The organism is Streptomyces sp. NPDC026246 (assembly GCF_055567995.1).
This window is the reverse complement of sequence record NZ_JBVHPJ010000005.1, coordinates 228,815-245,928: the sequence shown is the minus strand read 5'-3', so window position 1 is coordinate 245,928 and position 17,114 is coordinate 228,815. Positions and strand designations below refer to the sequence as shown.

16 protein-coding genes are annotated in these 17,114 nt (G+C 72.4%); 10 read left to right on the top strand and 6 right to left on the bottom strand.

Features of this window, described 5'->3' with window-relative positions:
* The first annotated feature begins 23 nt into the window (after positions 1-23).
* From ACZ4M5_RS15530 to ACZ4M5_RS15520, 3 genes are all read left to right on the top strand, one after another.
* Positions 24-956 (top strand): DUF1996 domain-containing protein, encoded by a 933-nt coding sequence (locus ACZ4M5_RS15530; RefSeq protein ID WP_467737370.1) that lies wholly within the window; start codon positions 24-26, stop codon positions 954-956.
* A gap of 59 nt (positions 957-1,015) precedes the next feature.
* Positions 1,016-1,579 carry a DUF305 domain-containing protein gene (locus tag ACZ4M5_RS15525; RefSeq protein ID WP_467736919.1) on the top strand — a complete coding sequence of 188 codons (564 nt, stop codon included), beginning with the start codon at positions 1,016-1,018 and terminating at the stop codon, positions 1,577-1,579.
* A gap of 529 nt (positions 1,580-2,108) precedes the next feature.
* Complete coding sequence (locus ACZ4M5_RS15520) at positions 2,109-3,881, top strand: serine/threonine-protein kinase (protein WP_467736917.1); 1,773 nt, start codon at positions 2,109-2,111, stop codon at positions 3,879-3,881.
* A gap of 50 nt (positions 3,882-3,931) precedes the next feature.
* Here the strand turns inward: ACZ4M5_RS15520 and ACZ4M5_RS15515 are convergent, their stop codons facing one another.
* Positions 3,932-4,282: an STAS domain-containing protein gene (locus ACZ4M5_RS15515; protein WP_467736915.1), complete on the bottom strand. Its 351-nt coding sequence runs from the start codon at positions 4,280-4,282 to the stop codon at positions 3,932-3,934.
* Positions 4,283-4,448: 166 nt separating this feature from the next.
* On the opposite strand from ACZ4M5_RS15515, the gene ACZ4M5_RS15510 reads away from it, so the two are divergent.
* The 3 genes from ACZ4M5_RS15510 (at position 4,449) to ACZ4M5_RS15500 (ending at position 8,937) form a co-directional block, all read left to right on the top strand.
* Positions 4,449-6,872, top strand: a complete 2,424-nt coding sequence (locus ACZ4M5_RS15510; protein ID WP_467736913.1) for an ATP-binding SpoIIE family protein phosphatase — start codon at positions 4,449-4,451, stop codon at positions 6,870-6,872.
* A gap of 70 nt (positions 6,873-6,942) precedes the next feature.
* On the top strand, positions 6,943-7,359 hold the full coding sequence (locus tag ACZ4M5_RS15505) for an STAS domain-containing protein (RefSeq protein WP_467736911.1): 417 nt from the start codon (positions 6,943-6,945) through the stop codon (positions 7,357-7,359).
* Positions 7,360-7,500: 141 nt separating this feature from the next.
* Positions 7,501-8,937 (top strand): serine/threonine-protein kinase, encoded by a 1,437-nt coding sequence (locus tag ACZ4M5_RS15500; protein WP_467736909.1) that lies wholly within the window; start codon positions 7,501-7,503, stop codon positions 8,935-8,937.
* Positions 8,938-9,050: 113 nt separating this feature from the next.
* Here the strand turns inward: ACZ4M5_RS15500 and ACZ4M5_RS15495 are convergent, their stop codons facing one another.
* Complete coding sequence (locus tag ACZ4M5_RS15495; protein ID WP_467736907.1) at positions 9,051-9,974, bottom strand: NADP-dependent oxidoreductase; 924 nt, start codon at positions 9,972-9,974, stop codon at positions 9,051-9,053.
* Between the two features lie 176 nt (positions 9,975-10,150).
* Between ACZ4M5_RS15495 and ACZ4M5_RS15490 the strand changes: the two genes are divergently transcribed.
* The 3 genes from ACZ4M5_RS15490 to ACZ4M5_RS15480 all read left to right on the top strand — a co-directional run bounded on the left by ACZ4M5_RS15490 (position 10,151) and on the right by ACZ4M5_RS15480 (position 13,252).
* Positions 10,151-10,390 carry an HU family DNA-binding protein gene (locus ACZ4M5_RS15490; RefSeq protein WP_467736905.1) on the top strand — a complete coding sequence of 80 codons (240 nt, stop codon included), beginning with the start codon at positions 10,151-10,153 and terminating at the stop codon, positions 10,388-10,390.
* A gap of 43 nt (positions 10,391-10,433) precedes the next feature.
* The gene (locus tag ACZ4M5_RS15485) at positions 10,434-10,820 is read left to right on the top strand and encodes an SRPBCC family protein (protein ID WP_467736903.1); all 387 of its coding nucleotides are present in this window, start codon (positions 10,434-10,436) and stop codon (positions 10,818-10,820) included.
* A gap of 155 nt (positions 10,821-10,975) precedes the next feature.
* Positions 10,976-13,252: a catalase gene (locus tag ACZ4M5_RS15480; protein WP_467736901.1), complete on the top strand. Its 2,277-nt coding sequence runs from the start codon at positions 10,976-10,978 to the stop codon at positions 13,250-13,252.
* Positions 13,253-13,378: 126 nt separating this feature from the next.
* Here the strand turns inward: ACZ4M5_RS15480 and ACZ4M5_RS15475 are convergent, their stop codons facing one another.
* Positions 13,379-14,113 (bottom strand): SOS response-associated peptidase, encoded by a 735-nt coding sequence (locus tag ACZ4M5_RS15475; protein ID WP_467736899.1) that lies wholly within the window; start codon positions 14,111-14,113, stop codon positions 13,379-13,381.
* A gap of 117 nt (positions 14,114-14,230) precedes the next feature.
* On the opposite strand from ACZ4M5_RS15475, the gene ACZ4M5_RS15470 reads away from it, so the two are divergent.
* Positions 14,231-14,569, top strand: a complete 339-nt coding sequence (locus tag ACZ4M5_RS15470; protein WP_467736897.1) for a hypothetical protein — start codon at positions 14,231-14,233, stop codon at positions 14,567-14,569.
* An 18-nt stretch (positions 14,570-14,587) separates the two neighbouring features.
* On the opposite strand, the gene ACZ4M5_RS15465 is transcribed toward ACZ4M5_RS15470, so the two are convergent.
* The 3 genes from ACZ4M5_RS15465 to ACZ4M5_RS15455 form a co-directional block, all read right to left on the bottom strand.
* Positions 14,588-15,073, bottom strand: a complete 486-nt coding sequence (locus ACZ4M5_RS15465) for a hypothetical protein (RefSeq protein WP_467736895.1) — start codon at positions 15,071-15,073, stop codon at positions 14,588-14,590.
* Between the two features lie 136 nt (positions 15,074-15,209).
* Complete coding sequence (locus ACZ4M5_RS15460; RefSeq protein ID WP_467736893.1) at positions 15,210-16,124, bottom strand: carbohydrate ABC transporter permease; 915 nt, start codon at positions 16,122-16,124, stop codon at positions 15,210-15,212.
* Entirely contained in the window at positions 16,121-17,107 is a 987-nt protein-coding gene (locus tag ACZ4M5_RS15455; protein WP_467736891.1) for a carbohydrate ABC transporter permease, read from the bottom strand. The genes ACZ4M5_RS15460 and ACZ4M5_RS15455 overlap by 4 nt, the downstream gene beginning before the upstream one ends.
* Between the last annotated feature and the right edge of the window lie 7 nt (positions 17,108-17,114).

The window sequence follows — 17,114 nt, the reverse complement described above, 5'->3', positions numbered from 1 at the left end:
CTTCCCCCAGGAGGAGTGCTGTGCTGAGAACCTCCCCCCGCCCGCCCACCGGCAGCCGGTCCAGGCGACGCGCCTGGACGACCGCCCTGGCCTCCCTCGGCCTGCTGTTCGCGACCCTCTACACCGGAGCCGCCACCCCCGGCAGCCGCCCGGACAGCACCGCCCTGAACGCCGCCCCGCAGGGCGCCCAGGTGATCCGGGTCGCGGAGTTCCTCGCCGAGTGCCCCTACAGCCACCGGCTCCCCGACGACCCGATCGTCTTCCCGGGGCTGCCCGGCGCCTCCCACATGCACAGCTTCTTCGGCAGCCGGGTGACCAACGCGCACACCGACGTCACCGACCTGCTCGGCTCGGCCTCGACCTGCGCCCCCGCCGTGGACACGTCGTCGTACTGGGTGCCCACGCTCTACCGCAACGACCAGCCCGTGGAACCGACCGGCACCACCTTCTACTACCTCGGCGAGGGCGTCCGCGACGACGTCATCCAGCGCATCCGCCCGTTCCCGCAGGGGCTGCGGATCGTGGCGGGCAACGCCAAGGCGACCGGCGTCGGCGATCCCACCTCGGTGGCCCGCTGGTCCTGTCTCCACCACGGCGAGGTCAACCCCTCGAAGGACTTCGTCACCTGCCCGGCGGGCTCGATGCTGGAGTCCTACCTGGACTTCCCGCAGTGCTGGAACGGAAAGGACCTGGACTCCGCCGACCACAAGAGCCACATGTCCTACCCGGTGAACGGCGCGTGCCCGGCCACCCACCCCGTGCCCGTGCCCAAGCTGCGGCAGGTGCTGCGCTACCCCGTGTCGGGGAACACCCAGGGCCTGCGGCTCGCCTCCGGGCCCGGCTACACGATGCACGGTGACTTCTTCAACGCCTGGCCCGAGAACGAACTCGCCCGCAGGGTCACCACCTGCATCAACGCCATCGTGAAGTGCGGAGCGGACGGCAACCCCTCCTGATCGCGCGCGGCACGGCACAGTCCACGCCTCGGCACGGCAACCACGCTCAAGGAGCAGCGATGGCCCACCCGACTCCTCGCCGGTTCGGCACGGCCCTCGTCGCCACCGTGTTGTGCGCGGTGGCCGTGTCGGGGTGCGGCGGCTCCCCGCCGCCGGAGCGGCCGGAACCGCGTGCGGCCGCCAGGCCCGACGCCACCGAGGTCGGCTGGATCCAGTTGGCCATCGCGATGGACGTGCAGGCCCGGCAGCTGCTCCTGCTCGCACCGGAGCGGAGTGGCGACAGGGAGGTGGAGCACTGGGCGTCCGAGGCCGCCGCCGGCCGGGACACCGAACTCACCCGGCTCCGCGCCCTCCTGGGCAGGAGAGGAGTGCCCGACGACAATCCCCACGAGGGCCACGACATGCCGGGCATGGCCGACGCGCGGGAACTGCGGGCTCTACGGACCGCCCGCGGCCGGACCTTCGACCGGCTCCTGCGGTCGGCGCTGCGGGAACATCTGCAACAGGCGCGGAGGTTGGCCGCCGCAGTGCAGAAGGCCGGCGTCGGTGCGGACGTGCGGGAGACCGCGCTCGACGTGGGTGCGTCCGCGTCGGACGCCTTGCGCCGGATGCCGCCGTCCTGACCGCGGCCGGGCCATGCGTCCCGACCGGCCGCGGGAGGGCTTGAGGGGTGTGCGGCGACCGGTTCGGGGGGTGCGGCGTCGTGCGACGCCGCGACCCGGGTTCGTCCACCGTGATCAGCCGAGGCCGAGGAGGTCGAGCAGGAACTGGATGAGGCCGTATCCGCTGTCCATCGAGGTCACCCCCTCTCCACGTGCGCTGGGTGTGGGTCATCCATACCGGGGGCGACAGGCCTTGATGTTCGGCCGGATGAGGTATTTGTGCGCGATGCGCCCTCGTCGCCCCCCGTCGCCCCGGGCGGAGCGGTCCCGGGCGGACCGCTCCTGGAGGCGCCGGTACGCCGTCGGTGTCAGTGGCCCGGCCGGTCCGGGGGCGAAGGCGGTCGTCACGAGGCGGCGGGTGACCAGGGACCGGTCAGTGCCGTCACTGTCGTGTCGGCCCGCGCCTGCCGCACATCGGCGTCCCGACCGTGCCGGGCGTGCCGGCCACCTGTCAGGAGCCGTGTCACCGCCATCCCGTAGGCTCCCGGCCATGAACGACGGGGAATCCGGCAGACGGGTCATCGACGGGCGCTTCGAACTGCAGGCGCGACTCGGCGGCGGTGGCATGGGCCTGGTGTGGCGGGCCCGTGATCTCATCCTGGACCGAGCGGTCGCGCTCAAGGAAGTGCGGCCGTCCGACCCGGGGCTCGCCGAGTACGATCCGCCCGCCGCGGCGATGCTGCGGGCGCGGGTGCTGCGCGAAGCACGGGCCCTGGCCCGCGTCGACCACCCCAACGTGGTCACCATCCACCACGTCGTGGACGGCGGCGAGCACACCTACCCGTGGCTCGTCATGGAGTTGGTGACCGGCGGGTCGCTGCAGGACCGGCTGGACAAGGGCCCGCTGACGCCCGTCGAGGCCGCCCGGATCGGCCGCGAGGTGCTGGCCGCACTGCGCGCCGCGCACGACGTCGGCATCCAGCACCGGGACGTGAAGCCTGCCAACGTCCTGATGAGGCCCGACGGGCGCCCCGTACTCACCGACTTCGGCATCGCTGCCATCAGGGAGTCGACCGTTCTGACCGCGACCGGCTCCGTCATCGGCACGCCCGACTACATGGCCCCCGAGCGCATTTCCGGTGGCGAGGGCGGCCCGGGCTCCGACCTGTGGTCACTGGCGATGATGCTGTACGTGGCGGTCGAGGGCCATCACCCGCTGCGCAGGGGCACCACCCTCGCGACGCTCGCGGCCCTGCTCAGCGAGGAGCTCCCACCCCCACGCCGGGCCGGGGTGCTCACCGGCTTCCTGACCGCCGTGCTCGTCAAGGACCCGGCCGGCCGGGCGGACGCCGAGACGGCGGACCGGATGCTGGCGGAGGCGGCCGGCGGCTCCGGCCCCGCGCCCCGGGCCACCGGCGGGGACAGCCAGGCCCCACCCGTCGGTACCGGCGGAGGCGGCCCGGCCACCTCCTACCGGCTGGCGCCGCCGCCGGAGCCGGTAGCCACACCCTCCGGCTTCGGGCCCCCGACGGGTTTCGGCCCGCCGGCCGGCTTCCGGCCGACGGGCCCGTACGACGCCGTGCCCGGGCACGGCGCCCCGCCGACGCCCTACCCGACGGGCCCCACGCGGTCGACGACGCCGCGACCGGGCAGCCGTGCGCGGCGCCGCATTACCATCGCCTCGTCCGTCGTCGGCACGGTGCTCGCCGGTGTCCTGGTGTGGACGCTGGTACCGCACGGAGATGACAAGGGCGACGGGGAGGCGGCCGGCCGGCCCGGTTCCTCGTCGACGGCGACCGGCACGAAGGACCCCACCCCCGAAGCCCCCGAGGCCTCCCGGTCGGCCCCGGCCTCGCAGGCGGACGCGGACACCGATCTGCTCACCCCGGACGGCATCCGGACGGCGGTGAAGGAGATCAAGGCCGCGACGGGCACGGACCGCGCGTGCAGATTCGTCGTCTATCCGGGATACGTGTCCGCGGAGATCATGGTGAAGGGAAGCGGCACCAAGTACGACTCGTACATCTACCGCCCGGGCCGAGGTGTCGAGAAGGGCATCATCAGCGGCGCGATCATCGGGGGCGACCGTCCGTTCGACCTCGACGCTTTCGACTGGGATGTCCTTCCCTCCTTGCTGAAGCGGGCGGAGAAGGACCTCAACGTGGCACATCCGACCTCGCGTTACCTCATGGTCCGCGCCGCCGACGACACCTTCGACACCCCCCTCGGACTGGCCGTGTATTTCGCCGACGAGCACGTCAGCGGCCATCTGGAGGCCGACCTGAAGGGCAAGGTGACTCGGGTCCTGCCCGCCCAGGACTGAGCCGTGGCCGAGTGACTGCTCCGAGGTGATTCACGTACCTTTGCCGCGGTTCAGGCGATTTCTCCCGGCAGCGTGTCCTGGACGGTGAAGTGTCCGAGTGCGCCGGTGACTTCCAGCAGGCGGCTGACCGAGGCGTTGAGCGGGCCGAGCAGGACGAAGGCGCGGCCCGTGGCGTCGTGACGGCGCCGGGCCTCCAGCAGCGCGTTCAGCAGCATGCTGTCGGCGAAGACCACCTGCGAGAGATCCACGGCGGTGGTGGGCAGCCCGGCGCGGTCGGCCGCCGACCAGGCGGCCTGGACGTCCTCCGCGTCCTCGAAGTCCAGCTCACCGCGCAATGCGACACACACCACCTGATCGAGGCGGGTGACGTGTACTTTCGTCGACTCGAAGGGCACAGACATTGGCTCATCCTCACACCGGAGCGAAACGAAGATCCAGTAACCCCCGGTGTGATCGCCATGACACCGACGGGCGCAGGACTCCGTTCCGACCTGGGTACCGGGATACGTCGCCCGTGCCCCGGGTGGCGGACCGGAGGGGCGCCGACGTGCTCTACTGTGTCTGACCATGGCTGCACCGCACTCGGCCCACGGACACCACCCGGTAGGCGACCTCACCACACACGACCTCTCGGCCTTCGATCTCGCTGATATGGCCGCGTGCGGTGTGCGTCTACGGGAAGCCGTCCGGTCGGCGCCGACGCTCGACGCGGCGGCACAGTCCCTCGCCGACTTCCTCCACGGTCGGCTGCGCATCGACCGGGGCGCGCGGCGCCCGGACGTCAGCGTGCATCTCGCGTCCCGCCCGAGCCAGGGCGTGTTGCGGGAGTTCCGCCCGCAGGCCGCCGACCTGCCGGCCACGGGCCCCTCGGGACGGGCCACGGACCCGTCGTCGCCGAAGGAAGCCGCCGGCAGTGCCTCTCTGGCGTACCGGCTGCTCGAGCGGATCGGCGCCGGGACGGAACGTGTGGACGACACACCTCTGCTCGAAGCGGGTGTCGCCGTCCTGCAGGTGAACCGCACCGGCGACGCCCCGCAGCCGGACGGAGGCGACCACCGCGGTCCCGCCTCGGCCCTGCTCTTCGGGGGCCCACTGACCGGGGAGGAGTGGTTCGTGGTGACGCTGGCCTGCCCCGTCGAGCTGCCCGGTGCGACCGCGGAACTGTTGCGTCCCGTGGCCTGCGGCGCGCGCCTCGCGTTGCTCTCGGCCGGAGGTGCGCCGCCCGCACTGCGGGCACAAGCGGCGGCCGCCCTGGCGGACAGCCTGGACGGCACGGTGGCGAGGCGGGCCGCTCACCTGCAGGGTGCCGTGGCCGAACTGCGCTCCACCGAGGCACGGTTGCGCCGCTCCCAGCGGGAGCTCCAGCAGCGCGAGAGCGAACTGCGCGAGGAAGCCGCCATCGTGGAACTGCTGCAGGAGATCGGCAGCACCCTCGCCGCGGAGCTGGACCTCGACGCACTGGTACAGCGTGCGGTCGACACCGCGACCCGCCTGTCCGGCGCGGAGTTCGGCGCGTTCTTCTACAACGTCCTCGGCGAGACCGGAGAGTCGTACCTGCTCTACGTCATCTCCGGTGTGGACCGGTCGGAGTTCGACAAGTTCCCCATGCCGCGGAACACCCAGGTGTTCGAGCACACGTTCCGCGGACTGGGGGTCGTGCGGTCGGACGACATCACCGCCGACCCCCGCTACGGGCACAACGCGCCGCACCACGGCATGCCCGAAGGGCACCTGCCGGTTCGCAGCTACCTCGCCGTCCCCGTGATCTCCCGCGGGACGGTGCTCGGCGGCTTCTTCTTCGGGCACGCCGAGCCCGGAGTGTTCACCCAGCGCCACGAGCGCCTGGTCACGGGCGTCGCCTCGCAGGCCGCGGTGGCCCTGCAGAACGCGCAGAGCTACCGGCAGGAGCGGGAAGCGGCGACGGCGCTCCAGCGCCACCTGCTGCCGCGCCTGCCCCGGGTCGACGGCATCGTCACGACCTCGCGCTACCTCCCCGCGGCCCGCAGTCGCGGCGCCGGGGGCGACTGGGTGGACCTCATACCGCTGCGCGACGGTGAAGTGGCCCTCGTGGTCGGCGACGTCATGGGCAAGGGGGTCAAAGCGGCAGCCGTGATGGGGCAGATCCGCACAGCCTGCCGTGCCTACGCCCAACTCGCGCTCACCCCCTCCGAAGTCCTGGAGCAACTGAGCATCCTCGTCGACGACATCGCGCCCGGCTCCATCGTCACCTGCGTCTACGCCCTGCTGGACCGGGACCGCGGCCTGCTGCGCGCGGCCGTGGCCGGCCATCTGCCGCCCGCCCTGCGCGATCCCCACGGCGGCGTACGGTTCCTCGACGACCAGGTGGGACCGCCCCTGGGGGTGGGACGGCGGCAGTACGCCCAGACGGAAGCCCCCCTGGAGTCCGGTGCGCGGCTCCTGCTGTACACCGACGGCCTGGTCGAGCGCCGCGGGCGCTCCATCGACGACGGCCTGCGGCAACTCGGCGAACTGCTGGCGGGACCGGTGGGCGAGGTCGAGGCCGACTGCGACTCCTGGCTGGAGGCACTGGCCGAAGGGCAGCACGACGACGACATCGCCATGCTGTACCTCTACCGGCCGGAGGACCCCGCCCATCACGTCGTGTCGGTCGTCCGTGACTACCCACCGGTCTCCGGCGCGGTCCCCGAGGCCCGCGACCTGGCAGCCCGGACCATGCGCGCCTGGGGCCTGCCCCACCTCGCGAACGACCTGATGCTCATCGCCGACGAGCTGGTGGCCAACGCCGTACGCCACGCCAGGACCGCGATGCGGGTGGAACTGCGGCGCAGCGGCGGACGCGTCGTCCTCGAAGTCACGGACAGCAGCACCGAGGAGCCGCGGCTGATCGTGTCGAACCCGGGGGAGTTCGGGCACCGGGGCATATTCCTGGTGGACGCGCTCGCGACACGATGGGGCACCCGCCCGATCGACGGCGGCAAAGTCGTGTGGGTGGAGGTCGCCACCGCGTGACGTCCGCCCCGGCCCGCTCCACGAACAGCCCACCACCCTGCCCGCCCACTCCACCCGAAAGACGCCCCCGATGACCCCGTCCCAGGAACCCGAGGCGCACGAGCCCACCAGCCCGGCAGAGGCCGACACCGGCAGCCTGCTCCCGACCGGGCCCTCCCTGACCCTCGTCTCCCGTCGCGGCCCGCGGCACGCGGTCGTCGCCGTGACCGGCCCCCTCGACTACCACACCACGCCCCAGCTGCTCGGGCACCTGACCACCAAGGAGATGCAGGAGGTTCCCCTGCTGCTCCTCGATCTGGACCAGGTCGACTTCTGCGACTCCAGCGCGCTCGGTGCCTTCGTCGCCCTCCACCGCGGCCGCACCGAGGCGGGGCACGGCTTCGGGCTGACCGGGTTGCAGCCCGAGGTCCTGCGCATCCTGGAACTCACGCGACTGACGACCGTGCTGCCGCTGTACGCCACGGTCGACGAGGCCTTGTCGACCTGACGCACCCTGCGGGGACTCCACCGCCGAGCAGGCCGGCGGGACACCGGGGTGCAAGCCGCCGAGGGCTGGGTACCTGCGTCCGGTGGCTCGTTGGTGACGGGTGTCCGAGCGGTTGCGCGTGGGCGCGGTGGGGAGAACGAAGTGGGGTTGCGCGAGATGCGGGGCGCACGGACGGTGCGGGGTTGTGCCCGGATCCTGGCGGGCCGCTACCGTCTGGACGGGCTGATCGGATCGGGCGGCGCGGCGGACGTGCACCGCGGGTTCGACCTGCGGCTGCGCAGGCCGGTCGCCGTGAAGGTCTTCCGCGCCGGTACCGGCTTCGACTCGGAGGACGCCCTGCGCAGCGAGGCCGTGATCCTGGCCCGGTTGCAGCATCCGGGGCTGGTCACCGCCTTCGACGCCGGACGCCACGACGGGGAGGCCTTCCTCGTCATGCAGCTGATCGACGGACCCACCCTCAAATCGCGCATCGCCCAGGGGCCGTTGCCGTGCGGAACCGTGGCGGGACTCGGTGCGGCCCTGGCCGACGCCCTGGCCCACGCCCACGAGGCGGGCATCGTCCACCGGGACGTCAAGCCGTCCAACATCCTCCTGGACTCCTCGGGCCGTCCCCACCTCACGGACTTCGGCATCTCCCGGCTGCTGGACGCGACCACCACCCGCACCGCCACCGGCACCCTGACCGGAACGGCGGCCTACCTCGCGCCCGAACAGGTTTTGGGCCGGCGCGTCGGACAGCCCGCCGACGTCTACGCCCTCGGCCTGGTCCTCCTCGAATGCCTCACCGCCCGGCTCGAGTACGACGGCGGTCCCCTGGAGGCCGCCATCGCGCGTCTGCACCGCCCGCCCGCCGTGCCGGACCTCCTGCCCGACGGTTTCGCGAACCTGCTGCGGCGCATGACGAGTCTGGAGGAGCACGACCGGCCCACCGCGGTCGAGTGCGCCCGGGCGCTGGCCCGTCTCGCCGGAACGGACACGCCGAGCCCTGCCGGATCCGCTCCCCGGCGCGCGCTGAGCGTCGTGCCGCCCACGGTCGCGGATCGGGGGGACAGCACGCACCGGAGCCTGCCCGTGGCGGTGGCAGCGCCGGGTACCGCCACGGATTCCCCCGCTTCGGCCGAGACGGGCGTCCGGCCCGCCTCCAGGCGTGCCCGGCTGCTGACCGGCGGTGCCGCGGCCGCACTCGCCGCCGTGGTCGCCGCGGGCCTGGTGGTCACGGACGGCTTCTCGCACCACGGCGCCGCGGGCGAAGCGGCTCCGTCGGCCACGGACCGGGACGACCCGTCACGGGCTCGGGACTCCGCGGCTCACCGCGCGGACACACCCTCCGCATCGGCGACCACGCCCTCGTCCGGTCCTTCCGTCCCGGGGCACCCGGTGCGCGACTCCGCCGCGACACGGGTCGCTCGTGCGCCCTCGTCCGGCTCGCGACCGGCCGACCGGCCCGCCCCGACGTCCGGCACTCCTCAGCGGCCCGGGGCCGAGAAGGCGGCCAAGGGAAAGGCGAAGCCCCAGCAAGGGCCGCCGGCTCACGCACGCCAGCACCAGAAGGGCGGGAAGCCGGCCCACGCCAGGTGAGGGCCGGGGGGACGCGGGGGAGCGGGGGCCGTCGTTCACGGGGGCGCCGCGGTCCGCTCGATCGTCCGCGGCCCGACGGGTGCGCCCGCCGGGCCGCGGCTGCGGGGCGGAGATCAGCCGGTGCCGACGGAGAGCACCAACTTCCCCCGGGTGCGCCCCTCGCGGCTGAGCCGCCACGCCTCGGCGGCGTCCGCGAGCGGGAGGACCTGGGCGACCGGGACGGTCAGACGGCCCTCACCGGCCAGTCGGCCGAGCTCGGCCAGCTGCGCGGAATCGGGGCGCACCCACACGTAGTGGCCGCCGCGGGTGGCGGCGGAGGGATCGACGATCGAAGCCAGACGGCTCGGCTCGTCGAGCAGGCCGAGAGACACGTCGACGGCTTCCCCGCCGACGAAGTCCAGGGCCGCGTCGATCCCTTCGGGCGCCAGGGCTGCCACCCGCTCGGCCAGGCCCTCCCCGTACGTCACCGGCTCGACGCCCAGACCGCGCAGGAACGCGTGGTTGTGCTCGCCGGCCGTCCCGATGACCCGGGCTCCGCGGGCCACGGCCAACTGTGCGCCGAGCACCCCCACTCCACCCGCCGCGGCGTGCACCAGGACGGTCCAGCCGTCGCGCACTCCGACGCGGTCCAGGGACTGCAGGGCCGTCAACCCCGCCAGCGGCATCCCGGCCGCCTCCTCCCAGGAGAGCGAGTCCGGCTTGCGGGCGAGCATGCGGACGTGGGCCGAGACCTCCTCGGCGTAGGCGCCGAGCTGGGCGGTGTCCTTGCGGATGTAGCCGAAGACCTCGTCCCCTTCGGTGAACTCGCTCACGTCGAAGCCGACTTGCTCCACGACGCCGGCCACGTCCCAGCCGGGGATCAGGGGGAAACGGGTCTCGATCAGGGAGTCCAGGGCGCCCTCGGCGAGCTTCCAGTCCACCGGATTCACACCGGCGGCCCTCACCCGGACGAGAACCTCGCCGGGCGCGACCCTGGGCCGGGGCCGCTCGGTCAGTTCGAGATCGTCGCCGTACTGCGTGAGTGTGATGGCCTTCATGGGACCCGAGCATACATGCGTGCGCGGATAAGCGGTGATAGCAAATAATGCGCCTGCATGGGATGTGGTGGTCCGAAGATGCGGCGCCTCCGCCCTGCCGCGATCGTGGAGGCGTCGGAGCACCGCCCTCGGAACGCGACGGGAAAGTGAACGTGGACAAGTCGCAGCTCAGCCAGATGACCGCTCGACGTGCCGGCGACGCCCCCGACGGCGGGCAGCTCGACACGGACGACATCAGCCGGGTCCTCGATCTGCTGTTCGGTACGGTCGAGCAGGCGGGTGCCATCGCCGAGGCGCTCAAGGCGCAGGAGACCGTCACCCTGGGGAGCTTCGGCAGCTTCCGGGCGGACGACGGCGTGGCCACGTTCCGGCCGGGCACCGCCCTCACCGAGTACCTGCAGAGCCGGACCCGGTGAGCAGCACACAGGACGAGCGGGCGCGAGGGCGGACACCGCGGTCATGGGGCACCTGACGCTGCACGCCACCGGACGGGCCTCCCCGGAGGTGGTCTGGGAGCGTTACGCATGTCTCGACCGATGGCCCGCCTGGTCACCCCAGATCAGGGCGGTGCACTGCCGCGAGCGCCGGCTCACCGCCGGTACGAGCGGCACCGTCGAGTCGGTGGCGGGCCTCCGCGTCGTGTTCGGGATCGAGACGGTCGATCAGGAAGGCCGGCGCTGGTCCTGGCGCGTTCGCCTCGGTCCCGTCGTACTCCGACTGGAGCACGACGTCCGGACACACCCCCGCGGCAGCACCACGACCCTCGCCGTGGACGGCCCACGACTCGCCCTGCTGGCCTACGCCCCCCTGGCGCGACTCGCCCTGCACCGACTCGTGCGGCCCTGACACCCGTGCCGGCCGGACCACGGTGACCCGTGGGCCGGCCGCACACGCGACCCAGGGGTGCGTTCGGCGCATCCGGGTACCCGGCGCCGGATCACAGGGCCCCATCCCCCCGTGGCCGCACGCCGCGGCCGGTAGAAAGCAGAGGAACCGTAGCGATGAGCCAGCCCAACCCCATCAAGCGGGCGACGGACAAGGTCACCGAAGCCCTTCAGGGTCTCGGCGCGGGACCGGAGGAGGGGGTCCCCGGCAAGCCGGCCCCGGAGTCCCCGGCCGTCGCGGAACCGACGGAGCCGCGCGAGCCGCTGCCGCCCAAGCCCGACCAGAGCGGACCCGACACGATGTCGCCCACCGGTCAGGCGACCGGTGCGGCCCAGGCCCGCATGGCACAGTCGGGCGCCTACCTGACGGACGCCCAGGGCACACGTCTCTACGACACCGACCACTCGCTCAAGGCCGGCCCGCGCGGGCCGGTGCTGCTGCAGGACCACCACCTGCGCGAGAAGGTCATGCACTTCGACCACGAACGCATCCCGGAGCGTGTCGTGCACGCCCGCGGTGCGGCGGCGCACGGCGTCTTCAAGAGCTACGGGACCGCGTCCGCCGTGACGAAGGCCGCCTTCCTGGCCCCGGGGGCGGAGACGCCGGTGTTCGTGCGCTTCTCGACCGTCCTCGGTTCGCGCGGTTCCGCCGACACCGTGCGGGACACCCGTGGATTCGCCACCAAGTTCTACACCGAGGAAGGTGTCTTCGACCTGGTCGGCAACAACATCCCGGTCTTCTTCGTGCAGGACGCCATCAAGTTCCCGGACATCATCCACGCGGGCAAACCGCACCCGGACCGCGAGATCCCGCAGGCGCAGAGCGCACACGACACCTTCTGGGACTTCGTCACCCTGCACACCGAGGCCACGCACCACACCCTGTGGAACATGTCCGACCGGGGCATCCCGCGCTCGTACCGGATGATGGAGGGTTTCGGAGTCCACACCTTCCGCCTCGTGGCAGCCGACGGTTCCACGACGCTGGTGAAGTTCCACTGGAAGCCGAAGCTCGGTGTGCACTCCCTCGTGTGGGAGGAGGCCCAGATCGCGGGCGGTGTCGACCCCGACTTCCACCGCCGGGACCTCGCCGACGCCATCGAGGCGGGCGCCTACCCGGAGTGGGAGCTGGGCATCCAGACCTTCCCCGACACCCCGGACCAGACCTTCGAGGGCATCGACCTGCTCGACGCGACCAACCTCGTCCCCGAGGAGCTCGCCCCCGTCCAGCCCATCGGCCTGCTGACGCTGAACCGCAACCCGTCGAACTTCTTCGCCGAGACCGAGCAGGTCGCCTTCCACGTCGGCCACCTCGTACCCGGCATCGACATCACCGACGACCCGCTGCTCGCCGGACGGCTGTTCTCCTACCTGGACACCCAGATCACCCGGCTGGCCGGTCCGAACTTCGCGCAGATCCCCATCAACCGGCCGCACTCGCCGGTCAACGACATGCTGCGGGACGGCTATCACCAGGACGCGGTGCACCGGGGCGTGGCCCCCTACCGGCCCAACTCGCTCGACGGCGGCTGCCCGTTCCTGGCGGGGGCGGACACGGGGGCGTACATCGAGACACCGGTGCGGGTGCCCGAGGCGACGAAGGTCCGGGAGGCCCCGGAGTCGTTCGCCGACCACTTCAGCCAGCCGCGCCGCTTCTGGCTGAGCATGAGCGACGTCGAGCGGGAACACATCATCGGCGCCTACACCTTCGAGCTGGGCAAGTGCTACGAGCAGGCCGTCAAGGAACGGGCGCTGCAGGTGCTGGCCCGCATCGACGCCGACCTGTGCGCCCGGGTCGCCGAGGGTCTCGGCCTGCCCGCGCCGGAGGCGACCGAGCCGCCCGCCGACGTCGAGCCAAGCCCCGCTCTCTCCCAGGTGGGGCAGACCTGGCCCACCGGCGGACGGCTCATCGGCATCATCGCGACCCCGGACGGTGACCTGGACGGTGTGCGGGCGGTGCGCGAGGCGGTGCTCGGCGCCGGAATGGTGCCGCTGGTCGTGGCTCCCACCGGCGGCAAGCTGGGCACGGGCGACGACGCGGTCACGGTACAGCGGACGTTCGCGACCGCCCGGTCGATCGAGTTCGACGCGCTGCTCGTGGCCGGCTCGCCCGCCCCGGGCGGCGACGCCCACGGTGCCCGCGATGCCAAGGGACTGCCCGCGGGCACGCCCGGAGGCGTCGACCCGCGGGTGGGCCTGCTGCTGTCGGAGGCGTTCCGCCACGGCAAGGCGATCGGCGCCTGGGCGGGTGGCGACGCGGCGCTGGACGCGGTCGGCATCCCGACGGACGGGCCGGGCGTGGTGGTGAGCGGCGACGGCACGTCCGTGCTGGAGCAGCTGCGGGAACTGATGGCCACGCACCGCGTGTGGGAGCGCTTCGTCACGTCGGTCTGACACCCGCGCCTCGCCGCCGTCGACGACACGCGGCGAGGCTTCCCGAGCGGGCGCTGCGACGCCGATGCGATCCGGGCCAGTCCCGACCCGCACATCCATCGGCTCGCGGCGCGGCCGTGCGTCTGGTCAGCCGACCGCGTCCAGCAGGTGCGCACCGTTGTTGCGGACGTTGTTCACCGCCGTGGAGACCGGCCGAGCCCGCAGGTTCCCGTCCGCGGGCTGAGTGAGCAGGGCGCGGAGGTCCTCGGTGTCCTGGTGGCCGGGGTCGAGCCAGGCGTCATAGTGTTCCGGGTCGAGGGCGAGAGGCATGCGGGGGTGCACCCGGCCGGCCGCGTCGGTGGCCTCGGTGGTGATGATCGTGCAGGTCAGAAGCCAGGCGTCCGGGTCGTCGTCGTCTCGGACCCCGGGATCGCGCCAGTACTCGTACAGGCCCGCCATGGCCATCACCTGCCCGTCGGCGGGGTGGATGAAGTACGGCTGCTTGCGGGTCTTGCCCGTCGCCTCGTCCTTCACCTGCTCCCACTCGTAGAAGCCGTCGGCGGGCAGCAGGCAGCGCCGCTTGGCGAAGGCGCGCCGGTAGGCCGGCTTCTCGTGCACGCTTTCGACCCGGGCGTTGATCATCCGGGCTCCCACCTTCGGGTCCTTGGCCCAGGACGGCACCAGCCCCCACTTCAGTGCCCGCAGCTCCCGCCGGACCTCCTCCTTCCCGTCCCGCGAGGCACGCTCGAGCACCGCGTGGACCGGGTCGGTCGGCGCGACGTTCCAGCTCGGTGCCAAGGTCTCCTCGGGACGCCAGTCGGTGACGCCGAACAGCTGGGTCAGGTCTTCGGGTGCACGGGTGGAGGAATAGCGGCCACACATACCGCCACTGTGCCACGACCCCGCCGCCGCGGGTGCGGATACCTCCGCAGTGGCGGGTGCCCGAAACGGGCGGGCGCCGACCGCACACCGGCCCGCCCGGCGGGCACAATCGTCCGCGTGGAAGCAGACCAGTCACCGGAGCGCACCCCGGACGGGCACTTCGTCCTCATCAAGGGCAGGAAGTGGCGGGCCACGGATCCGGCCGTCCCCGAGGAGATCGCCGCACGGCTTCGCCGTCACCTCATGGCGGCCCGCCGCGCGGTGCGCACGGCTACGGGCGCCGGGGATGCGAACGCCGAGCGGGCGGCGCGCGCACGCGTCGACCAGGCGAAGATCGCGCTCGGTGAACGCGGCACTCCCTGGTGGGACCAGACCCCGGACGAGCGCCGGCGACGCTGGGAACAGGGCCTGGCGCGCCTCGACGACGGGGCCCTGGACGACGAGGCGCAGGACTGACCCGGCGGCGCCCCGTCCTCAGATGCCCATGGAGGCGATCTCGACGGGGGAGCGGTAGGAGGCGGCAGCGGTGACCACGCAGGCCCGGTACGTACGGTTGGCGTACACCGCGCGGAAGTAGTCGCGCAGGTTCTGCCAATAGCCGACCAGATAGCCGAGCCCCGGGACGAAGCCGGGCGGGCGCGGGACGAGGGCGAACGCCTCGCTGCACTGGAGGATCTCGCCGGTGGCGGTGGACAGGATGTCCGCCACCTCGGCGTTCATGTTCCAGCCGGCCGCGAGCTCCGGGCTCCAGATCGCACCGGCCACGGCCCGCAGCTTCTCCTGCTCCTCGGGGGTCGGGTCGCCCAGCGTGCCGGATGCCACGGCCACCGGCGCGTGTGCCGGCGGCGCGGCAGGCGCTGCCGCGGCCGGCCCGGCGACGGCCGTCACCAGGCCCGAGGCCAGTAACGCCACCGCGGCCGCGGCATGCCGGTGCCTGATGCTTCTCCTGCTGGTCGCCACCGTGTCCGCCTCCCGTCGAGTGACCACCCGCGACCGCGGGGGCGGTCCGAAGATCGCACGAGGGGACGGGGTGGTCAACGGCGGCAACGAGCCATGGTGGAAAGGAAGTTGGGTGACAGGTGCAGGTTCCCGGCGCTCAGCCCTTGAGGCCCGATCGGGAGACACCCTCGATGACCCAGCGCTGCGCCACGATGTACAGCAGCAGGACGGGCACGCTGGCGATCACCGCCCCGGCCATCAGCAGGTCGTAGTGGATGCTGTTGGCGTTCTGGAAGTTGGCCAGGCCCGCCGGCAAGGTGAGGGACTCGGGGCTGAGGAGCACGTACAGCGGCCACAGGAAGTCGTTCCAGTTGGCGAGGAACGACAGCATGCCGAGCGTGGTCAACGCCGGTTTGGACAGGGGCAGGACGACCTTGACGAAGATCTGCCACCGGTTGCAGCCGTCCAGTTCGGCAGCCTCTTCGAGCTCGGCCGGAACGGTGAGGAAGAACTGGCGCAGGAAGAACACGCCGAACGCACTGGCCGCGCCCGGCACGATCACGGCGGGCAGACTGTCCACCCAGGCCAGCTCGTTGACGATCAGGAAGTTCGGGATGAGCAGGACCATGGGCGGCACGAACAGCGTCGCGACGATCGAGGTGAAGAAGACCCTCCTGCCCCTGAACCGCATGCGTGCCAGGGCGTAGGCCGCGGGCGTCGCCGTGACCAGGACCAGCGCGGCGTGCGCGGCGGCGGCGAGGACGCTGTTGGCGAGCCACCGCAGGACCGGACTGTCCGTGGCGGTGAGGATCTCCCGGTAGGCCTGCACGGTGGCGGGGGAGGGCAACCACTGCGGGTCCGTGGACCCGGCGGCCTCCCCGGTCTTGAAGGAGGTGACCGCCATGTAGGCGAGCGGGCTGAGATACAGCGCAGCCACGACGGCCAGGACGAGGTGGAGCAGCGCCCGGCGCAGGCGCCGGGCGGCGGCGGCAGGCGGCCTTCCCGACGGGCTCCGCCCGGAGGTGACGGGGTGCCGGTCCGTCCGCCACTGCTCGGTCTCCGTAGGGGTCATCGTTCCTCCTGACGCTCGCGGAAGACACGGAACACCACCGCGCTGGCTGCCATCAGGGCGAGCGCCAGGATGAAGCTCATGGCGGACGCCGAGCCCATCTCGAAGCGCCGCAGACCCGTCTCCGCGATGAGGAAGATGGCGGTCTTGGTCTCGTCGGCGGGAGCCCCACCGGTGATGATGTACGACTGGCCGAACATGTTGGCCGAGGCCAGCAGCGTGGAGTTGACGACGAACAGCGCCACCGGCCGCAGGCCCGGGAGCGTGACGTGCCGGAAGCGCTGCCAGGCGTTCGCCCCGTCGACCTTGGCGGACTCGTACAGTTCCGCCGGGATGTCCTGCAGGCCGGCGAGGTAGATGACGGAGTTGAACCCGAGCGTCCACCACACGGTGACCAGGACCAGGGCCCACCAGGCGGCCGGGGTGTCGGTGGTCCACTGGATGTCGTCGGGCAGGCCGATCAGCCCCAGGTAGTGGTTGACCAGACCGATGTTGCCGTCGAGCAGGAACCGCCACAGCAGGCCGACGACGGCGACGCCGAGGACGTACGGGGCGAAGTAGACGGCCCGGTACAGGTTGCGGCCGCGGAATCTGCCGTTCATCAGCAGGGCGGTGAACAGCGGCACGATCAGCAAAAGCGGCGCCGAGAGCAGGGTGAAGATGCCCGTGGCGCGCATGGCCTGCCAGAAACGCGGCGCGTCCACGCTGCCGGGATCGAACAACTCCCGGTAGTTGGCCAGTCCCACGAAGGGCTTGGCCGGCAGGTTGATGTCCCATTGGTGCAGGCTGATCCACAGTCCGTAGCCGATGGGGATCACCACGAAGGTGAGGAACAGCACCAGGTACGGTGCCATGAACACATAGGGCGTCCACCACTGGTAGGAGCGTGGGACCGCCCGGACCGCGGTGGGGTCCGCCTCCGCGGTGGGGTCCGCCTCCCGCGCTCGCGGGTCCTCCGTGGCGGACGGGGTCGTCAGCCGTCGCACCGGTTCC

Bases quoted from the DNA above. Each gene is read 5' to 3' on its own strand.
- ACZ4M5_RS15525 (WP_467736919.1), top strand. From the start codon at position 1,016: ATGGCCCACCCGACTCCTCGCCGGTTCGGCACGGCCCTCGTCGCCACC.
- ACZ4M5_RS15520 (WP_467736917.1), top strand. From the start codon at position 2,109: ATGAACGACGGGGAATCCGGCAGACGGGTCATCGACGGGCGCTTCGAA.
- ACZ4M5_RS15515 (WP_467736915.1), bottom strand. From the start codon at position 4,282: ATGTCTGTGCCCTTCGAGTCGACGAAAGTACACGTCACCCGCCTCGAT.
- ACZ4M5_RS15510 (WP_467736913.1), top strand. From the start codon at position 4,449: ATGGCTGCACCGCACTCGGCCCACGGACACCACCCGGTAGGCGACCTC.
- ACZ4M5_RS15505 (WP_467736911.1), top strand. From the start codon at position 6,943: ATGACCCCGTCCCAGGAACCCGAGGCGCACGAGCCCACCAGCCCGGCA.
- ACZ4M5_RS15495 (WP_467736907.1), bottom strand. From the start codon at position 9,974: ATGAAGGCCATCACACTCACGCAGTACGGCGACGATCTCGAACTGACC.
- ACZ4M5_RS15490 (WP_467736905.1), top strand. From the start codon at position 10,151: ATGACCGCTCGACGTGCCGGCGACGCCCCCGACGGCGGGCAGCTCGAC.
- ACZ4M5_RS15485 (WP_467736903.1), top strand. From the start codon at position 10,434: ATGGGGCACCTGACGCTGCACGCCACCGGACGGGCCTCCCCGGAGGTG.
- ACZ4M5_RS15480 (WP_467736901.1), top strand. From the start codon at position 10,976: ATGAGCCAGCCCAACCCCATCAAGCGGGCGACGGACAAGGTCACCGAA.
- ACZ4M5_RS15475 (WP_467736899.1), bottom strand. From the start codon at position 14,113: ATGTGTGGCCGCTATTCCTCCACCCGTGCACCCGAAGACCTGACCCAG.
- ACZ4M5_RS15460 (WP_467736893.1), bottom strand. From the start codon at position 16,124: ATGACCCCTACGGAGACCGAGCAGTGGCGGACGGACCGGCACCCCGTC.